This window comes from Hoylesella marshii DSM 16973 = JCM 13450 (assembly GCF_000146675.1).
In the GTDB taxonomy this organism is placed as follows: Bacteria; Bacteroidota; Bacteroidia; order Bacteroidales; family Bacteroidaceae; genus Prevotella; species Prevotella marshii.
Genome location: NZ_GL397220.1, coordinates 1 through 735 on the forward strand (window position 1 = coordinate 1; position 735 = coordinate 735).

Annotated in this window: 1 protein-coding gene and 1 pseudogene; both read right to left on the reverse strand. The window is 52.1% G+C overall.

The annotated features are described in order from the left end of the window. On the reverse strand, positions 1-581 hold a 581-nt coding region (locus HMPREF0658_RS10590; protein ID WP_006950789.1), incomplete at its 3' end, for an ABC transporter transmembrane domain-containing protein. A 32-nt stretch (positions 582-613) separates the two neighbouring features. Next, positions 614-735, reverse strand: a pseudogene (locus HMPREF0658_RS11895) (TetR/AcrR family transcriptional regulator); the annotation flags it as partial.

The following is a 735-nucleotide window of genomic DNA, read 5'->3' on the forward strand; positions in this document are numbered from 1 at the left end:
TCGAGGTACATACGCTGGAAATCGTTGTTCTTAGGATTCATCATGTAGCCCATTATGCAGAAGGCACACACTATCGGTACCATTGCGGCAATGCCCAACTGCCAGTCTACGGCAAGCAGAAGTACTATAATGCCTATCGGAGCCACCACGCTGCCTGCCACATCGGGCAGTATGTGTGCCACGAAAGTGTGGGTCTGACTCGAATCCTCGTCTATTATCTTGCGCATGCGCCCCGTGTTCTGCGTGTCGAAAAAGCCTAACGGCACACGCATCAGCCGTTCCATGGCAGTGCGCCGCATATTGGTTTCGATGCGGAAAGCGGAAAGATGCGAGAGCATGAGGGCGGCAAAATATAGCAAAACATTCGCCACCGACACCACGAAAGTCGCAATGGCATAGTCCCATACGGGCGTATCGGCAAGGTTTCCGTCGGCAGTGAGCAGCGTGCGCACCACCAACCACAGGAAAATAAAGGGTACGAGCGACAGCAGTCCGTTCACTGCCGACAGCACAACCGAGCAGGGCAGCAACGGCTTGCGCCCTCCCATGTAATGTCCTAAGCGTTTCAGTATTCTTATCATCTTCTTCTATATATGTTAAAAGGTTATTGTTTCTAAGGTTTCATCAATTCTCTCCACCCTGCCATACTGTAAGCGGCATACTGCTCGAGTGCACGGTTCACCTCGCTTTCGTCGTAGTCCTCGTGCTCCACAAGTTCGCAGAAGATGTTCACCC